Source organism: Pedobacter ginsenosidimutans (assembly GCF_001442625.1).
In the GTDB taxonomy this organism is placed as follows: domain Bacteria; phylum Bacteroidota; class Bacteroidia; order Sphingobacteriales; family Sphingobacteriaceae; genus Pedobacter; species Pedobacter ginsenosidimutans.
Map to the genome: position 1 here is coordinate 45,410 of NZ_LMZQ01000017.1, position 24,730 is coordinate 70,139.

Below are 24,730 nucleotides of genomic sequence, written 5' to 3' on the forward strand. Positions count from 1 at the left end.
TCCAAACATTAATAAAATTATATTCTGTTTAAACCTGAATTTATATTTCACATTTGAAATTAAACTTGTAAAAGAACTTATTATTGTTTTAATTTGTCTACTAAATCTATAGATTTAATAGGTAAATTAATTATGAAACAATTTTTACATTCAGGTATTTCCATCGAAAAGGATGGAAGTTTTCGAAAAAGTTTAAACCTTGAGCAATGTGCTGCAGTAAAAGAACTGGAACATTGCCGAATGTGTAACTGCACAGGCCGCTAAATCTTAGCATTTTTTAAGCTAAAAATCCTTTATCCAAATCCATCACAACCATGCAGCCCCTAAAAGGTTAATGGAAGTGTTTTGTCCAAACATTCCCAAACAAAAAAAATGAAAAATCTTTACAGAAAAGGGTTCTATCTCTACTTATGCGTCTTTTGGTCAACGCTGGCCATCGCTCAGGTAAACCCAACCATCAAATCGCAGCTCAACGGTACCGTTTTGGATGCTTCAACCAGCCTCCCTCTACCAGGTGCTGTGGTAAAAATAAAAGGAACTACACACACGGTTTCTACAGATCCTGACGGCAGGTTCAGTTTTGTAACGGGCCAAAGTTTCCCCTACACGCTAATTGTTAGTTTTATCGGTTATGATCAGAAAACGGTTACGGTAAACGGTAGTCCCGTTACCATTCGTCTTCAGGAGATTCAAAGTCAGCTGAATGATGTTGTGGTTACCGGATATAGTACACAGGAGCGTAAATATATAGCAGGTTCTATCAGTAGTGTAAGCGGTTCGGTTGTGCAGAACCAGCCATCGGGTGGGTTTAATCAATTGCTTCAGGGTAAAACAACTGGTGTACAGGTTTCATCAAATTCAGGGGTTCCTGGTGGCGGAATAACCTTCCGTGTACGTGGCAACAATTCAATCAATGCCTCTGTAGATCCGCTTTATATTATAGATGGTGTATTTGTAAGCAATGCTGATCCGATTACCGCCGGATTGGGTAACCAGGCAGCGTCTAATCCCATTGCTGATTTAAATCCATCTGATATTGAAGATATTCAGATCTTAAAAGATGCCAATGCAACTGCTATTTACGGATCTTTGGGTGCAAATGGCGTAATTATCGTAACCACCAAAAGAGGGAAACGGAACACAAAAGCCAATATTTCACTCAATACTTTTCAGGGATGGTCTACAGCAATAAATAAATTTGAAGTGGCTTCAGGCCCTGAGGTTGCACTTTTAACCAACGAGTCGCGTGTAAATACAGCGATCGATAACGGACTTAATCCTTCTACAGTAGTGCTTCCGTTTCCAGATCCCCAGAACCAGCCAACTTATGATCGGATCAGCGGTCTATTTAGAACGGCGAGAACTTCTAATTACGAAATTGCTACCCAGGGCGGAACAGACAGAAGCACTTATTATATCAGTTTAGGTTATCTCAGCCAGGAATCTATCGTAAAACCATCCGATTATAGCCGGTATTCTGCTCGGTTAAACTATGATAATTACTTAACAGATAAACTTAAAGTGGGTACCAGTATCAACTTTACACGCTCCGATCGCAACCTGAGCGGAAGTGACAATAACCCTACAGGGGTAATCAATTCCGCACTTTTCCCAAGATCTTATCTGCCTATCTATAATAACGACGGTACCTATGCACGTTACGGAAGCTTTGATAACCATTTGGCGCTGATCGAAAATCTGGATAGCAAGGCTGTTGGCTGGCGTACAATAGGGAATATTTATGGTGAATATACATTTATTCCAGGCTTAAAGCTCCGTAGCAGCTGGAGTATAGATAACAGTAGCGAATATGATAACAGTTATTCGAGCACACTGATCAGTGCAGGTATTGCAACCAATGGCTCTGCTTCTTCGATCGAAAACAAGAACCTGGTATTGACCAATGAGCAGGTATTAAGTTTTGTTAAATCGTTTGGCGAAGGCAAAAAACACAATATTAATGCTTTGGTTGGAAATACCTTGAATACCGTGCTGAACGAGAGCACCTCTGCTACCGGAACAGGATTTGCAGCCAACAGTTTAAGGTCGGTATCGGTTGCGGCTACGCGCTCTGGGTCAGCTTCCCGCGCAGAATCGAAACTGGTTTCTTTTTTCAGTAAAGTAAGTTATACTTACGATGGCAAATATACCATTGATGGAAGTATCCGTGCTGATGGATCATCTAAGTTTGGAACCAATAACCGCTGGGGTTATTTCCCATCAGGAGGGGTTGCATGGAGGTTGAGCCAGGAAGAGTTCATTAAAAACCTCAACTTTTTCGACGAGCTGAAAATCAGGGCAAGTTTGGGACTTTCGGGTAACCAGAATGGGATCGGTTCTTATGCTGCTCAGGGCTTATGGTCATCAGGAGCAAATTACCTGGAACAGCCAGGTATTGCGCCAACGCAGTTGGCCAACCCTGATTTAACCTGGGAAACCACCCGTCAGTTTAATGTGGGTGCAGAATTTGGTATTTTCAAAAACCGTTTAAGCATTGTAGCAGATTATTATAATAAATATACTTACGATCTGTTATTGAATGTTCCGGTGCCTTACCGGTCGGGTTTTGCCTCTTACCTGCAGAATTATGGGGCAGTAAGAAATAAAGGTTTCGAACTGGGTATCAATTCAACTAACATAGAAACCGATGCTTTCCAATGGACAACCAATTTTAATATTTCCTTTAACAACAATAAAATAGAAAAACTAGCCTCTGATATTAGTCTGGGTGCATCGGGAAGAAATATTTCTATTCTAAGACAAGGTTATTCTACTAATTCATTTCAGTTGTATAAACAGCTTTATGTTGATCAGCAGACGGGTAACGCAGTTTATGAAGATTTAAATCGTGACGGCGTGATTACTTCTGCCGACCGCCAGATTGTGGGCAACGCCCTTCCAAATTATACAGGAGGACTGACCAATAATTTTACGTTTAAGGGTTTTGATCTGAACTTTTTCTTTTACTTCCAGCAAGGAAATAAAATCATGAACATGAACGATTTCTTCATGGTACATGGTGGTACGCAGGCCAATATTGGTTTCTTGCCCCGTCAGTTAGATCGCTGGCAAAAACCAGGCGATGTGACCGATATTCCAAGGTTGACCACTTTTAGTGGAAATCCGACACAAAATGGTGGTGCTGCCAATAATTATGGCGGTAATGTGGCCAGTCTTTCTTCACGTTACCTGGAAGATGGTTCTTTCATCAGGCTCAAAACCCTTACACTGGGTTACACGCTACCGAAAGATGCCCTGAGAAAGATTGGGGTAAACAAGTTAAGGGTGTATGCCCAGGGTACAAATCTGCTCACTTTTACCAAATATGGCGGCTTAGATCCTGAAGTAAGTTCACAGTCCAACAATCAAAATACGGTAGGTTACGATTGGGCCACCGTTCCACAACCAAGAACATTCCAGATCGGCGCAAGTGTAACCTTTTAACGATTTACAATTAAAAAAATGAAAACATCATATTTTAGAAATGCAGTTTTACTGGCCGTTATACTGTTATCGGCTTCCTGCAAAAAATACCTGGAAGAAGTGCCCAATAACTCCCTTCCAACCGAAAGTTCAATTACGGATGCAAGTACGGCGAGAGCAGCTATCATCGGGACATACGACAGATTACAAGGTTATTATGCTTCGAGTTATCCTACTTTGGGTACCATTACAACCGATAACGTTATTTTTAATGGAACATTGAGTGAATATCTTCAGCTTGATCAAAATGCAATACCTACAGATAATGTGATTACTGTTTCTGCCTATCAGGGTATCTACAGGACTATTAATTCTGCAAATAGTGTTATCGCCTATGTACCGTTGGTAAACGATCCATTGCTTACTGCAACAGAAAAAAACAAGATCCTGGGTGAGGCTTATTTTATCAGGGCATTATCTTATTTTGATCTGGCCAGGGGATGGGGAGGCGTTCAGCTTCAGCTTAAACCAACTTCTGATCTTAGTATTTTAAAAGGGATTAAACGCAGTACGCTCGATCAGACCTACGATCAGGTACTTGCTGATCTGATTCAGGCTGAGCAATTGCTTCCGGAAGATGCAACAACCAGAAACCGTGCACAGAAAAGTGCTGCAAGGGCGCTCCGCGCAAGGCTGCACCTGTATAGAAAACAATGGGTTGATGCTGAAATCTATGCCTCACAAGTCATTGCAAATACCAAATATACCTTAGTGAAACCCTATAAGTCGTTCTTTACTGCCCCTTTTCAAACGGCAGAATCTGTACTCGAACTGGCCTACTCGGTAAACGACCGCAATAGTTATTGGAATCTGTGGTATCCAAGTTCGGCTGGAGGGCAATTTACGCTAAAACCTTCAGATGCCCTTGTAGCAAAACTTAATAATCCTGTTATTGGCGGGACTCGGAATGCATTGATAGCAGGGAGCGGAACTACGGTTTACGGCGTGCTTTATAATACCACCGCAACCAGTACCGATCCATCTTACCTCATCCGGATTGCAGAACTTTATCTGATCAGGGCAGAGGCAAGGGCGCAGCAGAACAAACTGGTTGATGCCGCTGCTGATCTTAACGCCGTAAGGGCAAGGGCAGATGTTGGAGCAACCACAGCAACTACACAGAGTGGACTTATTCAGGCTATTGAAGATGAAAATGCCATTGAATTCGCCTTCGAGGCGCACCGCTGGTTCGATCTTGTACGTACCGAAAGGGCAGGAGCTGTATTGGGCATAACCAATAAAAATTTCTGGCTTTTCCCGATCCCTTATTCAGATGTGCAATCTGATCCAGATGTAACACAAAACCCAGGTTATTAAATTTCGATCAACAAAAAATGAAAACATTTTTAAATACAGCAAAAATCCTGTTGGTGCTAAGCATCATCTGCATTCAGAAAGCCTCCGCGCAGAATAGCTATTTCTTTCCTAAAGCGACTTCGCTCGATACAAAAATCCCAACGCCCGAGCAGTTTCTGGGCTATCCCATCGGAACTTATTTTACCAGACATGAACAGGTGGTAGCTTATTTCCGTCAATTGGAAAAAGTATCCGACCGCGTACATGTAGAAAGTTTGGGTAAAACATACGAACAGCGTGAGCAGATTATTGTAACCATTACTGCCCCATCCAATTACGCGAAATTGGAACAGATCAGGCAGGAACATTTAAACCAGGTAGACCCGTCGAAACCTGTACTGGGCAGTAATGCTCCGGTTATTATTAATTTAGGCTACGGGGTACATGGAAATGAAACCTCCAGTACCGAGACCAGTTTGCTCACAGGTTATTACCTTGCAGCCAGTAATGATGCGGAAACGCTGAAATGGCTTTCGGCATCGGTCATTTTTATCGATCCTTCCTTAAATCCGGATGGAAGAGACAGGGCTGCCAACTGGCACAATGCCTATCATTCGTTCCCGGCTGTAGGAGATCCACTCGATAAAGAACATCAGGAAGCCTGGCCTAACGGCAGAACTAACCATTATTTTACTGATCTTAACCGCGATTGGCTTAACCTGGTTCAGGTAGAAAGCCGTAACCGTTTGGCTTTTTTCCATAAGTGGTATCCAAATGTACAGATCGATTTCCATGAACAGGGAACCAATGCCACCTACTATTTCGAGCCGACACCAAAAAGCCACGAAAGCCCGATTATTCCTCAGTTTTTATATGAGTACCAGGTAATTCTGGCAAAATATCATGCAAAGGCTCTTGATGATATCGGTTCATTTTATTTTACCAAAGAGAATTACGATAATCTTTCACCAATTTATGGTTCTACCTATCCAAAATTCTTTGGCTCTGTTGCTGCCACTTTTGAGCAGGCTAGTTCACGTGGTATTTTACAGGAATCGAGCAACGGACCATTGACTTTCGCATTTACCATCCGCAATCACTTAGCAACGAGTTTTTCGACAATAAAAGGGGCCGTTGAAGAGAAAACAGGATTGTTTAAGGTGCAAAAAGACTTCTTTAAATATGCCTTGGCACAAGGACAGAAAAACCCGGCAAAAGGATTCGTATTTGGAGATAAGAATGACGTTAACCTTACCCAGAAATTTTTAGGGTTACTGCTGGCACACCATGTAGAGGTTTTTGAGGTGCAGGATAATCTGAGCCAGGAAGGTAAAACCTTTGAAAAGGGAAAATCCTATATCGTTCCCTCAGCACAGCCCAATTTTTTAATTGTGCATTCTATTTTTGAAGAAAATACTTTAAAGGACAGCATATTTTATGATAATACCGGGTGGAGCATTATCCATGCCTATGGGCTAAAATATGCAAAATTGAATGGTACATTTTCAAAAGGTGCAGCTGTTAAAAGTATTATTCCTGAAACAGGAAAGGTGTCAGGAGAACGATCGGGTTATGCGTATCTGATCAATTCGAGTGATTATAATTTTACAAAAGCACTTTACCAGTTGCAGTTAAAAAACGTATTGGTAAAAACAGCTTTTAAATCTTTTGTAGCCAATACCGCATCGGGTAAAAAAGCATACCTTCCGGGTTCGCTGGTTATCCCGGTAATTGGGCAAAATGTTTCTGCCGATTCACTTTATGCGGCATTAAATAGTGTAGCTAAAGCTACCAATATCGATATTACTGCAGTTGCCAGTGGATTTAGTGCCGAAGGTATAGATCTGGGCAGTAGCAACATTAAAGCTGTGCGCAAACCAGAAGTGGTACTGGCTTTTGGACAGGGTGTAACGGCTTCGGAAGCAGGACAGGTTTGGTTTTTATTAAACCAGCAATTAAATCTTCCGGTAACCAAACTGGATCTTCAGAGTTTTGCAAGGGCACCATTAAACCGTTATAATGTTTTGGTGCTACCGGGTGGTAATTATAGTGCCTGGGACAAAGCAACTGTTGATAAAATTAAAAACTGGGTAGCTGAAGGTGGCACGCTGATTACTTTTCAAACCGCTACCGCCTGGGCAGTGCAGCAAGAAATAGTTAAAGAAAAACTGGCTGAAACAGATGCTTTTTTTAGAAGGGGGGAACTGCCAGCCGTAACTGCTACCACGGCAACAAAAGCCATAGATGAAACCAAAAAAGAACCAAAGCTTAACGGGGCAGAAAATGCGGCTAAACCCACAAAACCACTAGCCGAAAGACTTGATTATCAAAGGCAGGAAGATGTAGAAGGTTCAAAAAGAATCAATGGGGCTATTTTTCAATCTGATCTCGATATCACGCATCCTATTGCCTTTGGCGTAACCTCGCGTAAGCTTTTTATCAATAAGAATGGGCCAACTTTATTGTTGCCAAGTTCGAATAAATATGCAACAGTAGCACAGTATACATCAAAACCTTTTATTAACGGGTACTCTTCCAAGTCTAATATTGCTAAAGTAGCCGGATCGGCAGCCATCATTGCAACAGGGAGTGGCAGTGGAGAAGTGATTCTTTTTGCTGATGACCCTACCTATAGGGGTTATTGGTTAGGAACAGGACGATTATTTTTAAATGCCATATTTTTTGGTAACCTTTTAAACGGGGGTTATAGATAATCCTTAAATCCAGAGCTGTATCGTAAAATTAATTTCGATTCTAATCTAACCTCATCTGGTTCGCCATTTCCGTGAACTGTAACGATTGCACTTTAATACTTAATTTATTTTATAAAGCCTTTCACGTTCAAACCATCAACTATTGGCTCAATGAATAACGAAAGGCTTTTAAATATTGAAAGTATTCCTGTTGATTGGGTACCAACCGGAGTGAACACTTTTATAAGTTTTTACTCCGGATTTTTTTTGCCTGTCAATCCAGGTAAAACTAAGATGATTTTGAATAGTATGGTGTCTTAATGCCCGAACAATTTAAATGGAAAAAAGTCATGTCAACCGCAGATAATTGAATGGATAGACTTTCCACGAAGCTATATTCTACTCTTTTATTTAAAAAGTAGATAAAAAATACTATGTTTGCGACTTTATTTTTAATAAGTCTAAATAGTATTTGATCCTTATTTCATGAAGATAACCTTAACCCATGCGGCATTATGCCTTTTTTTCTTTTTGTTTCTCTCATACAGTGCTTCTGCGCAACAGACCGCAAAACTGCAGGGATATGTACGTGATAGTTAGGGAAACCCACTTCCCGGTGTTACCATCAGTGTTGAAAATACAAAATTAACTACCTCAACAAATAACAAAGGTTATTACAGGTTGCAAGTGAGCCAGGGCAAGCTAATTTTACATTTCAATTTTATCGGTTTTAGACAGTCGGTCAAAACGATCGAAATCAGTGGAGATACAGATGAGAATGTTGTTCTGACCGAATCAAATTCAGATCTTCAGCAGGTAGAAATTACCGGGCGTAAAGAAAAAGCCTATAAAACCAAGGCGACCTTTATTGGTAAGATTGAAAATGAACTCAAAGACATTCCTCAATCTGTTTCCTATGCCAGTAAGGAATTGATTGCCGATCAGGGCCTGATGCGCGTTGGTGAGGTAGTGAAAAACTTTAGCGGAGTAAATCAGTTCAGTTTTTATGACGATTTAACCATCCGTGGCTTTCGTGTAAACGGACAGAGCAATACCCAGTTGCTAAACGGACTAAGAACAAGTACAGGTTTCTGGAAACAATCGCTCGCCAATTACCTGGAAAGGGTTGAAGTGCTAAAAGGTCCGTCTTCTGCACTTTTTGGAAATGCAAGTCCAGGTGGTGTGGTAAACCGGGTAACCAAAAAGCCGCTTGATGAAACCAGAAGATCCATTAGTATGACTATGGGAAGTTTCAATACCTTCCGCGGGCTTGCCGATTTTACCGGACCGGCATCAAAAGACAGTACCTTGCTTTACCGCTTAAACCTTGGCTATGAAAATGCAGAAACTTTCAGGGATTTAATGTTTGACAGGAACTTTGTTATTGCACCTTCGCTTACCTTCGTTCCGTCTGAAAAAACGAGGATAAACTTTGATCTGGTATATACCGATTCAAAAAGCAGGCTTGACAGGGGGCAGCCGATTTTTGGTAGCTTCGATTTAAATTCTACACCACAATCCCTATCATTAAACACTACGAACGATTACCTGAACGAGCTCACCTATAATGCAACGATCTCGATTACCCATAAGGTCAGCGATGTATTGAGCGTGAACGCTTCATATCTAAAAACAGGATATTCGGAGGATCTTAACGAGCACCGTACTTCCAATTCTTATGGTGTTGATGGCAATGGTGCTGTGATCAATAACCTTGCAGGAATGAATGTTCAGATCAGGAAGCGCAAGCGTTTTATTGATAACTTCTCCGGTTATGTAAATTACACACCTACAACCGGTCCGGTATCGCATAAGATCGTAGCAGGTTATGATTTTGGGAGTGAAAAAACGCCTGTAGGAGGTTCGCAGATGACAGCAAGTGGTTATAGAAATGCAGCGAACAACGGTTCTATCCCAACCTACGTGGTCGCAAATAAGAGCAGGTATCTCCTTGATGCTGCAGGAAACCCAGTGCCCAATGTTCCGCACTTCAATCTTAATGATCCGTTGTCATCCCAGAGAATGCAGGATGACAGCAAACTTTTCTTTGCTCAATCTGTAGTGGCCCCAGCATATTATTATCTTAACTCAGGGTATATTCAGGATCAGTTAAAAATAGGCGGGCTGCAGGTTTTACTTGGAGTGCGTTATGAATATTATACTGATTTTGCCAATTATAAAACTCAAACTGAAGCGAAAGCCAATTCTCATGCCTGGTTGCCAAGATTGGGCGCTGTTTATGCCATTAATTCAAATATCAACTTTTATGGAAGTTACGTTGAGGGATACAACCCTCAGACCTCTGCCACCATATCAAACCCAAATGCAGGCGGGCCATTTGATCCCTTGAAAAGCAATATGATCGAATTTGGTGCAAAAACCAGCTGGCTCAGGGATCAACTAAGCATTACCGCCGCCGTGTATCAGATCAAGCAGACCGGAGCGCTGTATGCAACACCAGGCGTAATTGATGTACTAAGGCAGATAGGGGATGAGCAATCTAGAGGCTTCGAAGTTGATGTGGTTGGAAAAATTATGCCGAACTGGAATGTAATTGCATCGTATTCATACAACAGGGCAAAGATACTTGAAAGCGGTACGGCAGGAGAGGTTGGAATACAAAAGCCGAACGCACCAAAAAACACAGCGAACCTGTGGACGCGCTATAACTTTATTGATGGTGCAGCCAAAGGTTTTGGTATAGCATTAGGGATAAATTATGTGGATAAAAGAAACCTGAACTATGATGCCAAGTTCTCGCCTGAAGATCAGATTACCTTACCATCGTTCATGCTTCTTAATGCCGGACTGTTCTATAATATCGGCAAACTGCAGCTTCAGCTAAATGCAAATAACATAGGCAATAAAAAACACTGGGTGGGCGGATACGATTATCTACGGTTATTTCCGGGGCAGCCAGAGAACTATATGCTAACGGTTGGATATTCATTTTAATGGCCAAAAGTAAATTCAAGAAGATTACCGGCTGGCTCCATCTTTGGATAGGGCTGGTAACGGGAGTTGTTGTCGTGATTGTATCCATCACGGGATGCATTTATGTGTTCAATGAGGAGATATTTGATGCCGTCCACCGGGATATTGTGTATGTTCAGAAAACCGGCCAGCCGAAGCCGGTTTCTGAATTGCTTGCCAATGCACAACAAGCGGTTGGCCCTGGAAAAGTCCTCTCAAATGTGAAGATTTCAGCAGACAACAAAAGCTATGTGTTTTCTGGTTTTAAGGTTAATAAAAAGGAAAAGATCAACCTTTGGTACTTTAGCCAATTTGAGTATTTAAATGATATTTATGTAAATCAATACACAGGGAAGGTTCTGGGGATAATTGATGTCCGTTACGAATTTTTCAATATCGTTGAGCAGCTGCACAGACAGTTGTTATTGGTAAAACCTATCGGAAGCCTTGTAGTGGGTTCCTGCATTCTTCTATTTCTTGTGATGCTCATCAGTGGTTTTATCCTTTGGCTGCCAAAAAACTACAAGCAGTTTAAAAAAAGTATTACAATCAAATGGAATGCAAAATGGAAACGGGTAAATTACGATCTGCATAATTCATTGGGCTTTTATATTCTGCCAGTGGCGATGCTTATTGCCATTACAGGTTTGGTATGGTCTTTTAAATGGTGGGAAACCGGGATTTATAAACTTTTGGGAGACAAGGGGAAGACTGGTTTTGCGCGGACACTGCCCATCATCAATGCTAGTGATTCGACATTAAACAAGATTGACCTCATTCATTATGACCTGGTAAAAAAACTAAAAGGTGATTGGGTGGAGATCGGAATCGGCATCCCGACTGAAACCAATAAGGTTTCGACCTCATTTGTCAGTATTGAGAGCAATAAGGATGGCTGGCGGGGTGTTAGTTATTATTTTTATGATGGTAGGACTGGAAAGATAATTGATGTTTTACCGCATTCACAGAAAACGCTGGGCATGAAATGGAGAAATTCAAATCTTCCGATGCATACAGGTAGAATATATGGTCTGGGTACACAGCTATTGGCTTTTTTTGCTGCTTTGATCTGTGCTTCCCTTCCGGTTTCAGGGTTTCTGATCTGGTTGGGGAAAAGGAAGAAAAAGCCTAAGTCTTCCCTCAAGTTGGGTTTGAATGCTTAAAAATGGACATTTAATTTTAATATTGAACCATGATATTTCTATCCATTATTTCAGATAGAAAAGATCGGGCTTTTTGACATATGAGATCAGAGATGTCATTTCTTTTCGTCATGCCTGATCCGCGAAATCTCGCTCTTGTGGCTGCATCGGTCAGAAATATCATATCGAGTTCCCTTAAGAACCGGATGAACACCTCCTTAAACATATGGGGGCTATTGTCATCTTTAGCAAAGACAGATTTTGAAATCAAATTTACATTTTCAGTCACACATACCCTTCTTAATAAATCCAGGTTTTCTAAAAAACCTATCTTTTTCAAGTAATCCGGGGAATGGTATAGCCGACTATATTTCTCAAATGTTAAACGCTTTATTTCAACTAATTCATCGATAAAATTGGATAGCGACTTATATCGTATACACTGCTTTTCGATCAAAATACATTCTTCATTCGTTATTTTTTCTAAAACACAGATCACCAACTCGTCTTTGTTTTTAAAATACCAATATAGAGATGGAATACTCACCCTTAACGATTTGGCTATATCTTTAAGGGGAGTTTTTTCAATTCCAAAATATGAAAAAAGCTGTATTGCTGCATCTATTATCGTGTTTCGATTTAACATATCATATAAATTTCATAAGGATATCCGACAACACTAACTGAACTATTTTGATTTCTGACTTGCCAGTCCCTTTTTAATTTTCATCATAATACCATCAGGAACAAAGTTGGGGAGTTTGGCGTTAAACCAGTTTTGAAAACCAACTACTTTTTTCCCACTCCCTACCAGTAGATGCTTTACACCCTGCATTGCCACTTCTTTGGGAGTCATCGGCTTGGTTTTATGAAGATTTGTAGTTTGCATCTCAGGTGTGGTAAATCCAGTATCCACAGTACCAGGATAAAGAGACGAAACGATAACTCCGGTCCCTTCCAATTCGGCAGCGAGTGTTTCACTAAATGCCCTTACGAAAGCCTTGGTTGCAGAATACACAGAAAAATAAGGCATCGGTAAAAATGCGACCACCGAAGCTATGTTCATGATCCTGCCGGATTTGCGTTTGACCATATCTTGTGCAAAAAGCTTGCTTAAAACGACCAGACTGGAAATGTTTAATTGAATTATACTCAATTCTTCTTCCAATGGCGTTTCAGTAAAATTGCCATAGTTGCCAACACCAGCATTATTTACCAGATGGGTCACTAATAGGTTTTCGTCTTTCACCTTTTGGTAAAGGTTTTTAGCAGCATTCACATCAGAAAGATCTGTAGCGAAATATTGAACCAGAATGCCATACCTGTTTATTAGTTCTGATTGCATTTGCTGTAATTTAGCTTCGGTTCGGGCAACCAATATCAGGTTTAACCCTTTAGCTGCCAATTCATTCGCCATTTCGTAGCCAATTCCTGAGGAAGCCCCGGTAATTAATATGTATTCTTTCATCTCTAGTAAAATTTATGTGAGTAATTTTTAAGTATGCTGTTAATCAGGTTAATCAAGAACAGTCTCAATTCCAGAAACAAGTCTTTCCGTGTATTTTGACCTATCATATCTTTTCGTGCAATTGTGGAGGGATGAGTTTGTACATTACCGGGGTAACGATCCTTGATAATATAGTAGAGCTGATCAGACCCCCAATCAATACAATGGCAAGTGGCGCTATCTGCGGATTGGGATTCATGGCTATCGGGATAAGACCACAAATGGCCGTAATAGAAGTAAGTACAACAGGTAGGAACCTGGTTTCGCCGGCAATATGGATCGCCTCATCTATGCTTTTTCCATCTTCCCGCAATTGGTTGGTAAAATCAACCAATAACAGCGAATTCTTTACCTGTATGCCCGATAAACCAATGAAACCGATGATAGATACCAGCGACATCGGATTTCCTGTCATCAGCAAAAATATCACCCCGCCCAAAACGCCCAATGGAATAATTGACAAAACGATAATGATTCCTTTAAATGTCTTAAACTGTAGCAGTAGCACAGCGATAAACAGGAAGGTACTGAGGATGATCACCGAAAGGAAATTTCCGCCTAGCGCATCACCTTCCGATTCAGCCTCCCCAGATAATTTATAATAATATCCCTTGGGCATTTTTAAATTGTTGAGTTCGGGCACAATATCCTTGAGAATATCGTTTGCCAAAACATTATCTTTGGTGAGCGAGGTAACCTTTGCAAACCGCGATTTATTGAAATGGTTGATTGCAGTGGGGGAGGTTTCCAGCCCAATGGTTGCAATCTGATCGATCTGAATTGGTGCACCCTGGATATTGTTCACATAAAGGTTCTTCAATGCATTTAGATTTGAAAACTTATCACGTGGAATGGTGATTACCACATTCCTCGAATCACCCCTGTCATCAATGTAATCCCCAACAGTCAGTCCGGCAACAGCCAACCTGATCACCTTGTCAATGTCGCTGGTCAGTACGCCCAATGTCCGTGCCTTTTCCTTATCAATCTTGATTTTTACATCTGACTTATAGGCATTGAGTTCATTGTTGATGAAAAAAGTACCTGGGTGTTTACGTAACAGTTCCTCCACTTTGAACGAGAGCGATCGCAGGGTATCCTGATGCTCTCCAAAAATCCTGACCACAATATTCGCCTCTATTGGAGTGCCTTGTTCAAAATCCTTCACCTCTATTTTTGCATAGGGGAAATCAGTGAATTTGCTTCTAAGCGTTTTGATCAGTTCAGTTTTATCATTTGGGCTTGTCTCTTCTTCCAATTGCACAAAAATCTGTGCAAAATCTGGTTTTATATCCTGCTGATGCACGTTGTAATAGATCTGTGGATTACCTTTTCCTACATTTGAGGTGTAATAAACGATTTCCTTATGCTTTTTAAGTTCCATTTCCACTAGCTTTGCAGCTTTATCGCTTTCTGGGATATTTGCCTGTAGCGGCATTTTAATATTGATCAGAAACATCGGCTTTTCTGAGGTAGGGAAAAGTTTAAACCCTGCCAGTGGGAAGAGTAAAAAGGCCAATACGCTCAATGCAATCGAAATACTGATCGTTACTTTTGGCCACTTTAGGGCCAACGGCATAATGCCACGATACGACCAGGTTAAAAAGCCCTGCAATTTTTTTAAGAAATAATTTCCCTCCCCATGGGTATGGGTTTTCAGGATCTTGCTGCCGATAAAAGGCACAAGCGTAAGCGCCACGATCATAGAGGCCAATACACTGGTAATAATGGCCATAGGCAGACTTCGGATAAACTCTCCGGCCATATCAGGTAGAAAGGCTAATGGTAAAAATGCAATAACAAGCGTTGCAGTACAGCCTACAACAGCTACCCCAATCTGCTTGGTGCCCTTTAAAATGGCATCCTTTCTGGAATGGCCTTCTCTTAGCCACCTTTCTATATTCTCTACAACAACGATACTATCATCAACCAATAGTCCCAATGCTACTACAAGCCCAACGATACTGAGCTGATTGAGTGAGAAGCCCAAAAGATTCATTGCAATAAGACCGAGGGCCAGGGAGAGTGGAATGGAAATCATTACGATCAGCGATGGTCTGAAGCCTAAAGGCAACAAGGTAACCACCACTAATAGTATGGCCAATCCAAAATCAAAGCCCAGGTGTCCCAGCCGCTTTGATACCATATCTGCCTGGTCAAAACTCTTGACCATTTTAATGTTCTGTGGTAAGGTTTGGGAAAATTGTTCCAATACCGGAGTGTACTCTTTCTTAACCTGACTGATATCCACGTTGTTCTTCATCGAAGAGGTAACCAATATACAGCGTTGTCCATTGATCCTGGTAATGTGGTTAATGGTGCCGTCCATATAGCTCACATGGGCCACATCCTTCAGGTATATTATTTTGCCGTTGGCATTATAAATGATCGTATTGGCCACATCTTCAACATTTTTGAATTTGCCACTGGTCTTTACATTAAAGACCTTACTCTCCATATTGATACTTCCTCCCGGAATGTCGGCCGCCTCACTTTGCAGACTGCCTATAACCAGGTTTAATGGTATTTTTAGCTGGGCCAGTTTATCGAGTTGCATGTCGATGCGGATTTCCTGCTCTGGCATTCCGGTATACTTTACCTCTCTCAAATTGGTGATCTTTTCCAGCTGGGTCTTCAATTTGTCTGCATTATCGCGCAATATTTTGGACGAAGCGGTGTTTGAGATCAGCGCTACCTGAATAATCTTTACATCTGATGAGGCAATTTTTTCGGTCTTGATCTGATAAATGTCCTTTGGAAGTTCACCGTTTTTCAGCGCATTGATTTCTGTTGATATTTCCTGGTATTTGTTATCCACATCAACACCATACTTGAACTTGATCTGTATCGCTGCTACGCCATCTTCAACTGTGGTCAGGATCTTATCGATGTTCTCGAGGCCATAGATTTTATTTTCAATGGGCTTTACCACCTGTTCTTCCATATCCTTCGGACTGGTGCCAGGGTAGATAACCGTTACCAGATATTGCGGAGGGTGGGTAGTCGGATCCTCCGAGCGGGGCATGGTAAAGAGTGTAAGCAGTCCCACCACTGCCACAAGCACAAATATGATCAGGGTAAACTGGTAGTTCTTTACAGCAAAATTTGTAATTTTCATCTCGTGGTCTTTATTTGATAATTTTTACGGTGGACTGTTCGTTGAGGTAAGCGCTATTAGAAATAACTATGCGATCTATTCCTTCCAGTTTATCTTTTAGGTAAACATTTTTATTGTCAAACTTCAGGATGGTTACAGGCACTTTTCTAACACTGTTTGTACCTTTAGGGGTAAAGATGTAACCTGTCTCTCCATCTGCCTCTACAAGGGCACTAAATGGGATTACTGTCTTGTTTTCTGAAGTATTGGTTTCGATTGCCGCCTTCCCGAACATGCCAATTGCAGGTTTCAGATTGCCCATCTGGAGCTTCAGCTCTACCTGAAAAGATCCGATAGAGGCATCAGCCGATTGAAGTTTACGCAATACCGTTGCCTGGAATGGCTGTTCGGGATAACCATCAAGATAAACAACAGCTCGTTGCCCAGCACTGATTCCTGCCCACTCCAGGTCTGTTACCCCAACCTTTAACAAGTAGCTGTCAGTTTTTTGGGTTGAGCCCGTCATCAGCACCGGCATTCCGCCGCCAATCACTTCGCCTACGCTGGCAACCTTTTTGGTTACAAAACCATCAGAGGCAGCATAGATCCTGGCATAACGCTGATTGAAAGCGGTTGCCTCACTTGTTTTTTTTGCAACATCCAATGCCGTTTTGGTATTCTGCAGTTGTTCCAGCGTAAATACACTGTCTTTGTAAAGGTTTACTGCCCTGGCATAGTCACGAGCGGCCTTATCTACACCTAGGTTCGCCTGGGCCAGACCAGCCGCAATCTCGGTGGTGTTTAAGGTGGCCAGCAATTGCCCCTTTTTAAAAAATTGTCCTTCATCTACCAGGATGCTATTGATTACTCCGCCAATTTTGAAGGAATAATTCGCTTCATTTTCAGTGCTTACCAGTCCAGTAACCTGAATGGAATTTGTTACCCCAAAAGAGGAAATGGGCGCAACCTTTACAGAAATGATATCTGGCTGGCCAAGGGGATTTGTATTTTTCGGTTTTTCTTTGCAGGCAAACAATAGTGATGTAAGCGCAATAAGTGTGAGTTGTGTCTTGTTCATGATATTTATTGTATGTTGAAACTAGCGTTGGCACGTTCGATAGCGGTTAGGGATATCCAGGTGTCAAATAGGGCAATGTTGGATTGAAGCTGGGCATCTACCCATTGGTTCTGGGCGTCAAGCAGCTCTATATAAATGGCCATTCCCTCTTTATAGAGCTTGGTCATGTCATTATAATAAGTTTGACTGGTCTTCAGTTGCGATTGCGCCGCCTGGTACTGAGCTAAAGCACTTTGCAGGTTTGCCCTGCGCACGTTCAGTTCGGTAAGCAGTTGCTGGGTCACATGGTTGGTTTGTGCCGATACAGCCTGTTCACTGGCGATAGCCTGTTTTATCTTATAGCTGTTCCGTCCTGAGGAAAACAGGTTCCATTCCAGTGAAACGCCCAGCAGATAATATCTGCTTTTCTGGTTAAACTTCCAGTCAAAGGCCTGCGAACCCAGATCGAGCGAAGTGCCGACTTTGGGTATAAGATAAGATTTGGCAAGGCCGGTAAGGTTTTTATTTATTCCTTTGGCAATCTCAAGCTTGGCCAGTTCCTCACGACCATTCACCTCATTAAGCAATAGGTTGTCCTGCGCGGGCAGCAATGGAACGTCGTCGGTCAGAATGGGCTCCGTTAATGGTCTGTTTAATAGAAAATTGAAATAATAACGGGCAGATTCCTCTGTTTTTTGAGCAGCGGTAAGCGATGCGTTTATTTTTGATACCTCGTTCTGGCTACGGATCACAGCTGTACGGTTGATTTTGTTGTTCTCAAAGAGTTTCCGGTTTACCCTTTCACCTTCTTCGAGCAGTTTCAGAAAAGATTGATAAATCCTTATTGCGTTTGTAGCCTTAAGATAGCTGTAGTATGCCGTTTTGATTTCTTTTACCAGTTCACGTTTATACATCAGTATTTCCGCTTTCTGCAGGTCCACCTGTTGTGCTTTGATCCTTTTGTTATATACCAGTTCGGCATTCAGGATGGGAAGACTGGTGCGAAACTTGGCATCGTAGAAATTATCGGGGTTGAGCAGTATGCTTTGGTTTTCAAGCTGAGGAAAGGAATTGCTTCCAGTGAGCTGGTTCAACGTGGCGTAGGCGGCATTAAAAAGATCGCCTGTAGGAAAATCAATTGTTCTGCCTCCGTCGGCTTTCGTATAAGTGGTAGAAAAAGTTACGCTGGGCAGGAACATGCTTTTTGCCTCTTGTAGGGCATAAATGTTCTTTTTCAAAAGGAAGTTTTGCTCCTTGATGCTCTGGTTTGATGCTAGCCCCTGTGAGATATAGTCGTTCAAACGGTTTTGGGCGCTTAGCCCCAATGGGAGCAAGATGACTGAGAGCTGTAAGACGGCCAGTCGGTAAGCAGTGGGTAGTTTTCTGATGTAGTTAATCATTGTAATAAATTTAAACAGTGTTCAATAATAAAATAAAAAAAAGGTTAACCCTTTTCCAATAAAGTAACAAAACTTGCATATCCATTCTCCATAAGTTCCTTGTTGGTCTTGTGTTCGAAACTCATAGTTCTGTCCTTACAGAAAAGAGCGCAGATGCCATGGGTAGCAGATAGGATCATAAATGTAAGATACTCTGGATCCATGTCTTTGAAACGGCCAGCCTGCTGGCATGCTAAGACCAGGTCATGTAGGTACTTTATTGCTTCTTTTGCAATCTGGAAACCGCTTTCTTCTGTATTTTTTAATGGTTCTTCTACCAGGAACATCAGGTTATAATAATCTTTATTCTCCTGGGCAAACTGGATGAACGCACGTCCAGAGGCTTTCAGGCGCTCAAATGGGTCTATAACCGAATCCAGCACCCGAAGTTGTCTAAGAAGTAGGCTAAAGCCCTCTTTATGGAGTTCCTGAAAGATTTCACCCTTATCCTTAAAATGGAAATAAATTACCCCTGCACTATAGCTGATCTCATTGGCGATGTTGCGCATACTGGTCTGCTCATAGCCATTCTGAAGAAATACTTTTCTGGCACCATTCAATATGCGCTGTCTCATTTCCTGCTTCTCTCTTTGCTTTCTTTCTGTAATGCCCATGGATAAAATAATTTATAAGATATTAACCTGATTCAGGAAATAACTTTTTCATTTGCAACACTCATTTTAATTGACAGTACAAATGTATTGAACAGTGTTCAATAAAACAAATATTTTTTTAAATGATTGTATATTTTACTTAACCTTGATGATTTTGCTTCCCTGTGGGGTTGATAAGGTGTTGTGGCTATTGCATAACTTCAAATCAAGTTTCATCGGCCCTTTGCACATTTCTTGTGTGCAAAACCACCTGATTACCCATTGCAATTAATGGTGTCGCCACTAATTTTCCAAGCCCATCTGCGAACCTGTAACAAGTATTTAACTATACATTACTTTAAATTAGTTTTAAAGAAACTACCCAATTTGTCAAAAGAGATTACATCCACTTTATCATATAAATCTACGTGAACTGCATTTGGAATAATAATCAATTCTTTCGGTTCATTCGCAATTTTGAAAATATCTTCACTGAAATATCTTGAATGTGCATTTTCTCCTGCAATCATTAGCATTGGTTTTGGAGAAATTTCTTTAACGTAACTTAAAATTGGCATATTCATAAATGAAATTGGATTGGTAATCAGCCAGGCCCCGTTTGAATTAACTGAATTGACCTGAAAACCGCGTGGCGTTCTATAATAATCGAAATATTCTTTTACAAATTGTGGTTCATCGCCTTTCAGTGTTTCCGGTAAATTTCTCGGGCCGTCTGCAGGTTTTCCGGCTTCGGCATCCTTCCAACGTTGCTGGCTTAAATCTTCCAACCTTTTGGTTCTTTGTTCAAGTGTCACAACATCGTTGTATCCCCTGGACATTACTCTGGTCATATCGTACAAACTTGTAGTGGCAACAGCTTTTACTCGTTTATCAATTGCCGCTGCATTCAAAGCAAAGCCTCCAAATCCACAGATTCCAATAATGCCGATTTTGTTTCTATCTACGTTTTTCTGTAATCCCAAAAAGTCAACTGCGGCACTGAAATCTTCAGTGTTGATTTCCGGTGAAGCTACATTTCTTGGCTCGCCACCACTTTCACCAGTGTAAGACGGATCAAATGCGACAACAGCGAAACCTCTTTCTGCCATTTGATTGGCATACAAGCCAGATGATTGTTGCTTCACCGCGCCGAAGGGACCGCTGATTGCCAATGCTGATAATTTTTCAGTTCCTGTATTTTTTGGAAGATATAAATCTCCGCTTAATATAATGCCATATCGATTTTTGAAGCTTACTTTTTGACGGGTTACTTTATCGCTGAGCTGGAATGTATAATGTTCTTTTGATGTATTCATTTTTTCTGAATTTGATTTTACTTTTTGTGCAAATGATTGTCCTGTTACCAGAAACAATACTGCGATTGCCAATGCTTTTCTCATTTTATTTTGATTTATTTTTTATTAATATTAAGGTTGAACAGTTTTAATAAGTTTTGCCGGAATTCCACCAACAACTGTATGATCGGGAACATCCTTTGAAACTACTGCTCCTGCTGCAATTACAGCACTTTTACCAATGGTAACGCCTGGTAAAATGGTAGCATTGGCGCCAATCCACGCATTTTTTTTGATGTGAATGGACTTGCCTATCAGTCCTTTTCTCTCCTCAGGGTTTAGTGGATGATTTTCTGTAATAAGGCTGACTTTCGGGCCAATTAAAACATCGTCTTCAATGGTTATTCCGCCCAATGCCAGAAAGGTGCAGTCGAAGTTGATGAATACGTTTTTGCCAATGTTGATGTGTTTGCCGTAATTGATGTATATCGGCGTGAAGACAGTAACATCCTGAATTTCTTTATTTAGAATTCTGCTCAGTATTTCTGAGATTTCTTCAGAATTTGAGGAATTATTCATCTGAATCAGCAATTCTTTCACGGCGAATGCTGCTTCCTTCAATCTGCTTATTTGCGGATCGGTGGGGAGTATGATTTCATTAGCTAAAAGCCGCTCAAAAATATCTTTTTGAGATGGTAAAGAACCGGGGATATGGTTTGAATCTGACATCGTATTTGGAGTTGATTATCAGCTACAAAGTTAGCCCCGCCTTTAGTCAAGATAGTAACGATTATCAAACCAATGATTAAGAAAATCAAACTTCTGCTAAACGAAATGCAGTAGGGTTAGTTCCGGTAACTTTTTTGAAAAAATTGTTGAAGTAGGTGGGATAGTCGAATCCTAACGCGTAGGCGATTTCTGAAATACTCCAATCGGTGTGTTGCAAAAGTGCTTTTGCTTCTGTGAGGATTCGCTCGGTAATATGGGTAGTTGTTGATCTTCCAGTTACTTCTTTTACTGCACGATTAAGGTAATTGATATGTACATTCAGATGTTGTGCATACTGTTGTGCAGTTCTTAGCTGAAGCGGATTTGCAGTAGTTTCAATCGGGAATTGCCTCTCCAGTAACTCCAGAAAAACGGAAGTTAATCTCGAGGAGGCATTTTTGTTTTTCTCGTAACCTTCTGAAGGCTCCATTTTCAGCGATTCATGAATAATCAGACTGATGTAATTGCGAATCAACTCATCTTTAAATACATAGTCACTTTCTTGTTCGGTAATCATTTTCTGAAAAATGGTATTGAGAAATGTTCTTTGCTCGTCAGTTATTTTCAAAACGGGCGTCCCGCCGATTTTAAAAAAGGAAGATTGTTGCAGGCTTTCAGACCGTTCGGAATTTTTAAAGAATTCTTCCGAAAAAAGAATGGTATAGCCAACATAAGTTGTAGAAATGGTTTCCCAGGAGTAAGGGATATGCGGATTTCCAAAAAAGAGAATGGTTCCTTCCTGCTCGTATGTTTTATCTGAATAGTGAATCCTGCTTTTTCCAGTCGTTAAGCAAATTTTATAGAATTCCTTTCGGCTATAGGTACGGGTGTCAGTAGTGTCTTCTTCTATTTGAAATGCTTTAAAACCTTGCAGTTTCAGCTCATGGTTAAATTTGGAAATTGCTCTTATAACCTTCTCTTTCATTTAACAAAATTAAGAAATTCAAATATATCTATCGGGGTTCACCATTTTATTTTTTAAGAAGCCATATAATGTATTAGCGGTAATTCAAGGGGCCCAACCCGAAGCCTCAACGACGGTTAAAAGCAATCATCCGTAAAAATGTATCATATCTTCCCACTTCTGTATAATTAACCTAAAGTGCCCTTGTCTCACCTTTGCTTTATCGTTTAACAAAATAAAAGATTATAATAATGAGTAAGACAATTCTAATTACAGGAGCATCGTCAGGATTTGGACTAATGCTTGCTAAAAAACTTCATCAGAAAGGTTTTAATGTTATCGGTACCAGCCGCGAACCACAAAAGTACCAAGAGAAACTTCCTTTCAAACTATTAAGACTTGATATCGATGACGACAGGTCAATTCAATCCTTTGCGGAACAAATTGCGAATGAAACCAAACTGTTAGATGTTTTGGTGAACAATGCGGGCTTTATGGTTACTGGCATAGCAGAAGAAACGCCTATGGATGTTGCAAGGCAACAATTTGAAACTAATTTTTGGGGAACGGTAAAAGTGACCAACGCTTTATTGCCTATTTTCAGAAAACAAAAATCCGGACAGATCATTACCGTTAGTTCTATAGTTGGTTTGATTGGCCCGCCAAATTTATCTTATTATTCTGCTTCGAAACACGCTGTGGAAGGGTACTTTAAATCATTGAGATTTGAATTAAACCCATTCAATATAAAAGTTAGCGTGGTAGAGCCTGTTTGGTTCAAAACTAATCTTGGACACAATGCGATTGCATCAACGGGCAATATTGCCGACTATGATGTATACAGAAAAAAAGTAAATGCAGCGACGCAAAAAGGTATAGACGAAGCGCAATCTCCCGAAGTTGTGGTTTCAAAAATCACCAAATTAATTGAAGCTAAAGAACCGAAATTCAGTAACCCTGTAGGCAAAATGAGTGGAATGATTGTCTTCCTACAGGCCTTTGCACCGAAAATATTTGAGGGCTCTATCTTGAAGAGTGTAAAATAATGATGAACAACCAATAAAAATCTCAAATTATTTATAATGAAAGCCGAAAAAATAATTACCCACGCAGAAATTACTGTAATGCCTGAGGTGATGCAGGAAGTTTTACCACAAGCAAAGGCCGCAAGGGAAAAAATATTGTTGGAGGAAGGTTGCGAGACATTTATTTTAACAACTAAAAAAGAAACTGAGAACACATTAGTTATTTTTGCAGTGTACTCCTCGCAACAAACTTATGAATGGCATCTGGAGCAGGATTATGTAAAAAGTTTCTTTAATTTTTTGGATGGAAAATTGAAAACTGCACCAGTGGTGACTTATCTGAAGGTGGTTTAAAACAGGTAAAACGAATAATTACTTTATTAAAAGTCTACCTTCATGTATCAAAATTTTAATAAATCTAATTCATCATAAATATAATGAAGCATTATAAAACAATCACTGAACTTTATACTACAAATGGCTTTCTGCCACCAGAAAATCCGATGTTGGGTTTAGTAACGTTTGAAGATATAAAAGGGTGCCAATTTGTAGAAACCGAGTTTACCCTGGGCTTTTATAAAATAGCTTTGAAGAAAGTAAAGTCGGGCAATGTGATGTACGGCAGAACGAAGTATGACCATGAAAATGGTTCTATGTTTTTCCTAAAACCCAATCAAATTGTGCAGATGAATGACATAGAGCTCACCGAGAAAGGTTTTATGATTTATTTTCACGAAGATTTTTTAGTGAATCATCCATTGCATTCAGGCGTTCAGAAATATGGTTATTTTGATTATGAGGCCAATGAGGCATTGCATATTTCACCCCGAGAAGAAGATACACTTTGGGATTTGTTCGATAAAATAAGGGCCGAATATTATAATAACCAGGATGAGTATAGCAGAGACATTATGCTAACCCATATCGATTCTATTTTAAAATATTCACAACGTTATTACAAGCGTCAGTTTTTAAATCGGACAGTGCTTTCGGGTACTACGGTTTCGAAATTTACCAATCATTTAAAAGCGTATTTTGATAGTGGCAAACTGAAAGAAAACGGATTGCCAACAGTAAAGTATATGGCATCTGAATTATCTTTGTCAGCAAGGTACTTGAGCGATTTATTGAAACAAGAAACGGGCAAAACGGCATTAGACCATATACACATTGCATTGGTAATGGAAGCAAAAAACTTGTTGATGAGCACTGATAAAACTGTTGCCGAAACAGCCTATCAATTAGGATTTGAAAACCCACCGTATTTTTCAAGGCTTTTTAAAAAAGAAGTAGGAGTTACACCTACTGAATATCGAGAACAGTTTTTAAATTAATATCTTTAAATCTTTTGCATGGCAAGCCAAACTGGCGTATTTTCTTTTTGCTGAAACCTACGCCAATTTGTATCGCTCATCATTAAAGTAAAACATTTTAAGAAAGCGTTCTTGACTCATTATT

At 40.5% G+C, this 24,730-nt stretch carries 17 protein-coding genes and 1 pseudogene; 9 read left to right on the plus strand and 9 right to left on the minus strand.

Annotated features, from left to right (window positions below; translation table 11 throughout):
- Nucleotides 1-372 precede the first annotated feature (372 nt).
- From ASU31_RS18955 to ASU31_RS18975, 6 genes and pseudogenes are all read left to right on the plus strand, one after another.
- Nucleotides 373-3,444 carry a SusC/RagA family TonB-linked outer membrane protein gene (locus ASU31_RS18955; protein ID WP_057933853.1) on the plus strand — a complete coding sequence of 1,024 codons (3,072 nt, stop codon included), beginning with the start codon at nt 373-375 and terminating at the stop codon, nt 3,442-3,444.
- An 18-nt stretch (nt 3,445-3,462) separates the two neighbouring features.
- The gene (locus ASU31_RS18960; protein ID WP_057933854.1) at nt 3,463-4,800 is read left to right on the plus strand and encodes a RagB/SusD family nutrient uptake outer membrane protein; all 1,338 of its coding nucleotides are present in this window, start codon (nt 3,463-3,465) and stop codon (nt 4,798-4,800) included.
- A 17-nt stretch (nt 4,801-4,817) separates the two neighbouring features.
- Entirely contained in the window at nt 4,818-7,493 is a 2,676-nt protein-coding gene (locus ASU31_RS18965) for a M14 family zinc carboxypeptidase (protein WP_057933855.1), read from the plus strand.
- 594 nt (nt 7,494-8,087) lie between these two features.
- Nucleotides 8,088-8,645, plus strand: a pseudogene (locus tag ASU31_RS28010) (TonB-dependent receptor plug domain-containing protein); the annotation flags it as partial.
- Between the two features lie 69 nt (nt 8,646-8,714).
- Nucleotides 8,715-10,427 (plus strand): TonB-dependent siderophore receptor, encoded by a 1,713-nt coding sequence (locus ASU31_RS18970; RefSeq protein WP_342438517.1) that lies wholly within the window; start codon nt 8,715-8,717, stop codon nt 10,425-10,427.
- A complete protein-coding gene (locus ASU31_RS18975) occupies nt 10,427-11,608 on the plus strand; it encodes a PepSY-associated TM helix domain-containing protein (RefSeq protein WP_057933856.1) in 1,182 nt (393 codons plus the stop codon). The genes ASU31_RS18970 and ASU31_RS18975 overlap by 1 nt, the downstream gene beginning before the upstream one ends.
- Before the next feature lie 16 nt (nt 11,609-11,624).
- On the opposite strand, the gene ASU31_RS18980 is transcribed toward ASU31_RS18975, so the two are convergent.
- The 9 genes from ASU31_RS18980 to ASU31_RS19020 all read right to left on the minus strand — a co-directional run bounded on the left by ASU31_RS18980 (nt 11,625) and on the right by ASU31_RS19020 (nt 22,268).
- Nucleotides 11,625-12,233 carry a TetR/AcrR family transcriptional regulator gene (locus ASU31_RS18980; RefSeq protein WP_057933857.1) on the minus strand — a complete coding sequence of 203 codons (609 nt, stop codon included), beginning with the start codon at nt 12,231-12,233 and terminating at the stop codon, nt 11,625-11,627.
- Between the two features lie 42 nt (nt 12,234-12,275).
- Nucleotides 12,276-13,055 carry an SDR family NAD(P)-dependent oxidoreductase gene (locus tag ASU31_RS18985; RefSeq protein WP_057933858.1) on the minus strand — a complete coding sequence of 260 codons (780 nt, stop codon included), beginning with the start codon at nt 13,053-13,055 and terminating at the stop codon, nt 12,276-12,278.
- Between the two features lie 103 nt (nt 13,056-13,158).
- A complete protein-coding gene (locus ASU31_RS18990; RefSeq protein ID WP_057933859.1) occupies nt 13,159-16,212 on the minus strand; it encodes an efflux RND transporter permease subunit in 3,054 nt (1,017 codons plus the stop codon).
- Nucleotides 16,213-16,222: 10 nt separating this feature from the next.
- On the minus strand, nt 16,223-17,269 hold the full coding sequence (locus ASU31_RS18995; protein ID WP_057933860.1) for an efflux RND transporter periplasmic adaptor subunit: 1,047 nt from the start codon (nt 17,267-17,269) through the stop codon (nt 16,223-16,225).
- Nucleotides 17,270-17,274: 5 nt separating this feature from the next.
- On the minus strand, nt 17,275-18,648 hold the full coding sequence (locus tag ASU31_RS19000; RefSeq protein WP_057933861.1) for a TolC family protein: 1,374 nt from the start codon (nt 18,646-18,648) through the stop codon (nt 17,275-17,277).
- A gap of 44 nt (nt 18,649-18,692) precedes the next feature.
- Complete coding sequence (locus tag ASU31_RS19005) at nt 18,693-19,301, minus strand: TetR/AcrR family transcriptional regulator (RefSeq protein WP_057933862.1); 609 nt, start codon at nt 19,299-19,301, stop codon at nt 18,693-18,695.
- 332 nt (nt 19,302-19,633) lie between these two features.
- Nucleotides 19,634-20,680, minus strand: a complete 1,047-nt coding sequence (locus ASU31_RS19010) for an alpha/beta hydrolase (protein ID WP_057933863.1) — start codon at nt 20,678-20,680, stop codon at nt 19,634-19,636.
- Nucleotides 20,681-20,707: 27 nt separating this feature from the next.
- Nucleotides 20,708-21,304, minus strand: a complete 597-nt coding sequence (locus ASU31_RS19015; protein WP_057933864.1) for a sugar O-acetyltransferase — start codon at nt 21,302-21,304, stop codon at nt 20,708-20,710.
- Between the two features lie 85 nt (nt 21,305-21,389).
- Nucleotides 21,390-22,268 (minus strand): helix-turn-helix domain-containing protein, encoded by an 879-nt coding sequence (locus ASU31_RS19020; RefSeq protein ID WP_057933865.1) that lies wholly within the window; start codon nt 22,266-22,268, stop codon nt 21,390-21,392.
- A 230-nt stretch (nt 22,269-22,498) separates the two neighbouring features.
- Between ASU31_RS19020 and ASU31_RS19025 the strand changes: the two genes are divergently transcribed.
- From ASU31_RS19025 to ASU31_RS19035, 3 genes are all read left to right on the plus strand, one after another.
- Nucleotides 22,499-23,293 (plus strand): SDR family NAD(P)-dependent oxidoreductase, encoded by a 795-nt coding sequence (locus ASU31_RS19025; RefSeq protein WP_057933866.1) that lies wholly within the window; start codon nt 22,499-22,501, stop codon nt 23,291-23,293.
- Between the two features lie 36 nt (nt 23,294-23,329).
- A complete protein-coding gene (locus tag ASU31_RS19030) occupies nt 23,330-23,626 on the plus strand; it encodes a putative quinol monooxygenase (RefSeq protein ID WP_057933867.1) in 297 nt (98 codons plus the stop codon).
- Between the two features lie 83 nt (nt 23,627-23,709).
- Nucleotides 23,710-24,606: a helix-turn-helix domain-containing protein gene (locus ASU31_RS19035; protein ID WP_057933868.1), complete on the plus strand. Its 897-nt coding sequence runs from the start codon at nt 23,710-23,712 to the stop codon at nt 24,604-24,606.
- Nucleotides 24,607-24,730 lie beyond the last annotated feature (124 nt).

What these genes read in the sequence shown, in the direction of transcription:
- ASU31_RS19020 (WP_057933865.1), bottom strand. Translation starts at nt 22,268, where the DNA reads ATGAAAGAGAAGGTTATAAGAGCAATTTCCAAATTTAACCATGAGCTG.
- ASU31_RS18955 (WP_057933853.1), top strand. Translation starts at nt 373, where the DNA reads ATGAAAAATCTTTACAGAAAAGGGTTCTATCTCTACTTATGCGTCTTT.
- ASU31_RS18980 (WP_057933857.1), bottom strand. Translation starts at nt 12,233, where the DNA reads ATGTTAAATCGAAACACGATAATAGATGCAGCAATACAGCTTTTTTCA.
- ASU31_RS18985 (WP_057933858.1), bottom strand. Translation starts at nt 13,055, where the DNA reads ATGAAAGAATACATATTAATTACCGGGGCTTCCTCAGGAATTGGCTAC.
- ASU31_RS19025 (WP_057933866.1), top strand. Translation starts at nt 22,499, where the DNA reads ATGAGTAAGACAATTCTAATTACAGGAGCATCGTCAGGATTTGGACTA.
- ASU31_RS18960 (WP_057933854.1), top strand. Translation starts at nt 3,463, where the DNA reads ATGAAAACATCATATTTTAGAAATGCAGTTTTACTGGCCGTTATACTG.
- ASU31_RS18975 (WP_057933856.1), top strand. Translation starts at nt 10,427, where the DNA reads ATGGCCAAAAGTAAATTCAAGAAGATTACCGGCTGGCTCCATCTTTGG.
- ASU31_RS19035 (WP_057933868.1), top strand. Translation starts at nt 23,710, where the DNA reads ATGAAGCATTATAAAACAATCACTGAACTTTATACTACAAATGGCTTT.
- ASU31_RS19005 (WP_057933862.1), bottom strand. Translation starts at nt 19,301, where the DNA reads ATGGGCATTACAGAAAGAAAGCAAAGAGAGAAGCAGGAAATGAGACAG.
- ASU31_RS19010 (WP_057933863.1), bottom strand. Translation starts at nt 20,680, where the DNA reads ATGAGAAAAGCATTGGCAATCGCAGTATTGTTTCTGGTAACAGGACAA.
- ASU31_RS18970 (WP_342438517.1), top strand. Translation starts at nt 8,715, where the DNA reads ATGGGAAGTTTCAATACCTTCCGCGGGCTTGCCGATTTTACCGGACCG.
- ASU31_RS18990 (WP_057933859.1), bottom strand. Translation starts at nt 16,212, where the DNA reads ATGAAAATTACAAATTTTGCTGTAAAGAACTACCAGTTTACCCTGATC.
- ASU31_RS18965 (WP_057933855.1), top strand. Translation starts at nt 4,818, where the DNA reads ATGAAAACATTTTTAAATACAGCAAAAATCCTGTTGGTGCTAAGCATC.
- ASU31_RS19015 (WP_057933864.1), bottom strand. Translation starts at nt 21,304, where the DNA reads ATGTCAGATTCAAACCATATCCCCGGTTCTTTACCATCTCAAAAAGAT.
- ASU31_RS19000 (WP_057933861.1), bottom strand. Translation starts at nt 18,648, where the DNA reads ATGATTAACTACATCAGAAAACTACCCACTGCTTACCGACTGGCCGTC.
- ASU31_RS19030 (WP_057933867.1), top strand. Translation starts at nt 23,330, where the DNA reads ATGAAAGCCGAAAAAATAATTACCCACGCAGAAATTACTGTAATGCCT.
- ASU31_RS18995 (WP_057933860.1), bottom strand. Translation starts at nt 17,269, where the DNA reads ATGAACAAGACACAACTCACACTTATTGCGCTTACATCACTATTGTTT.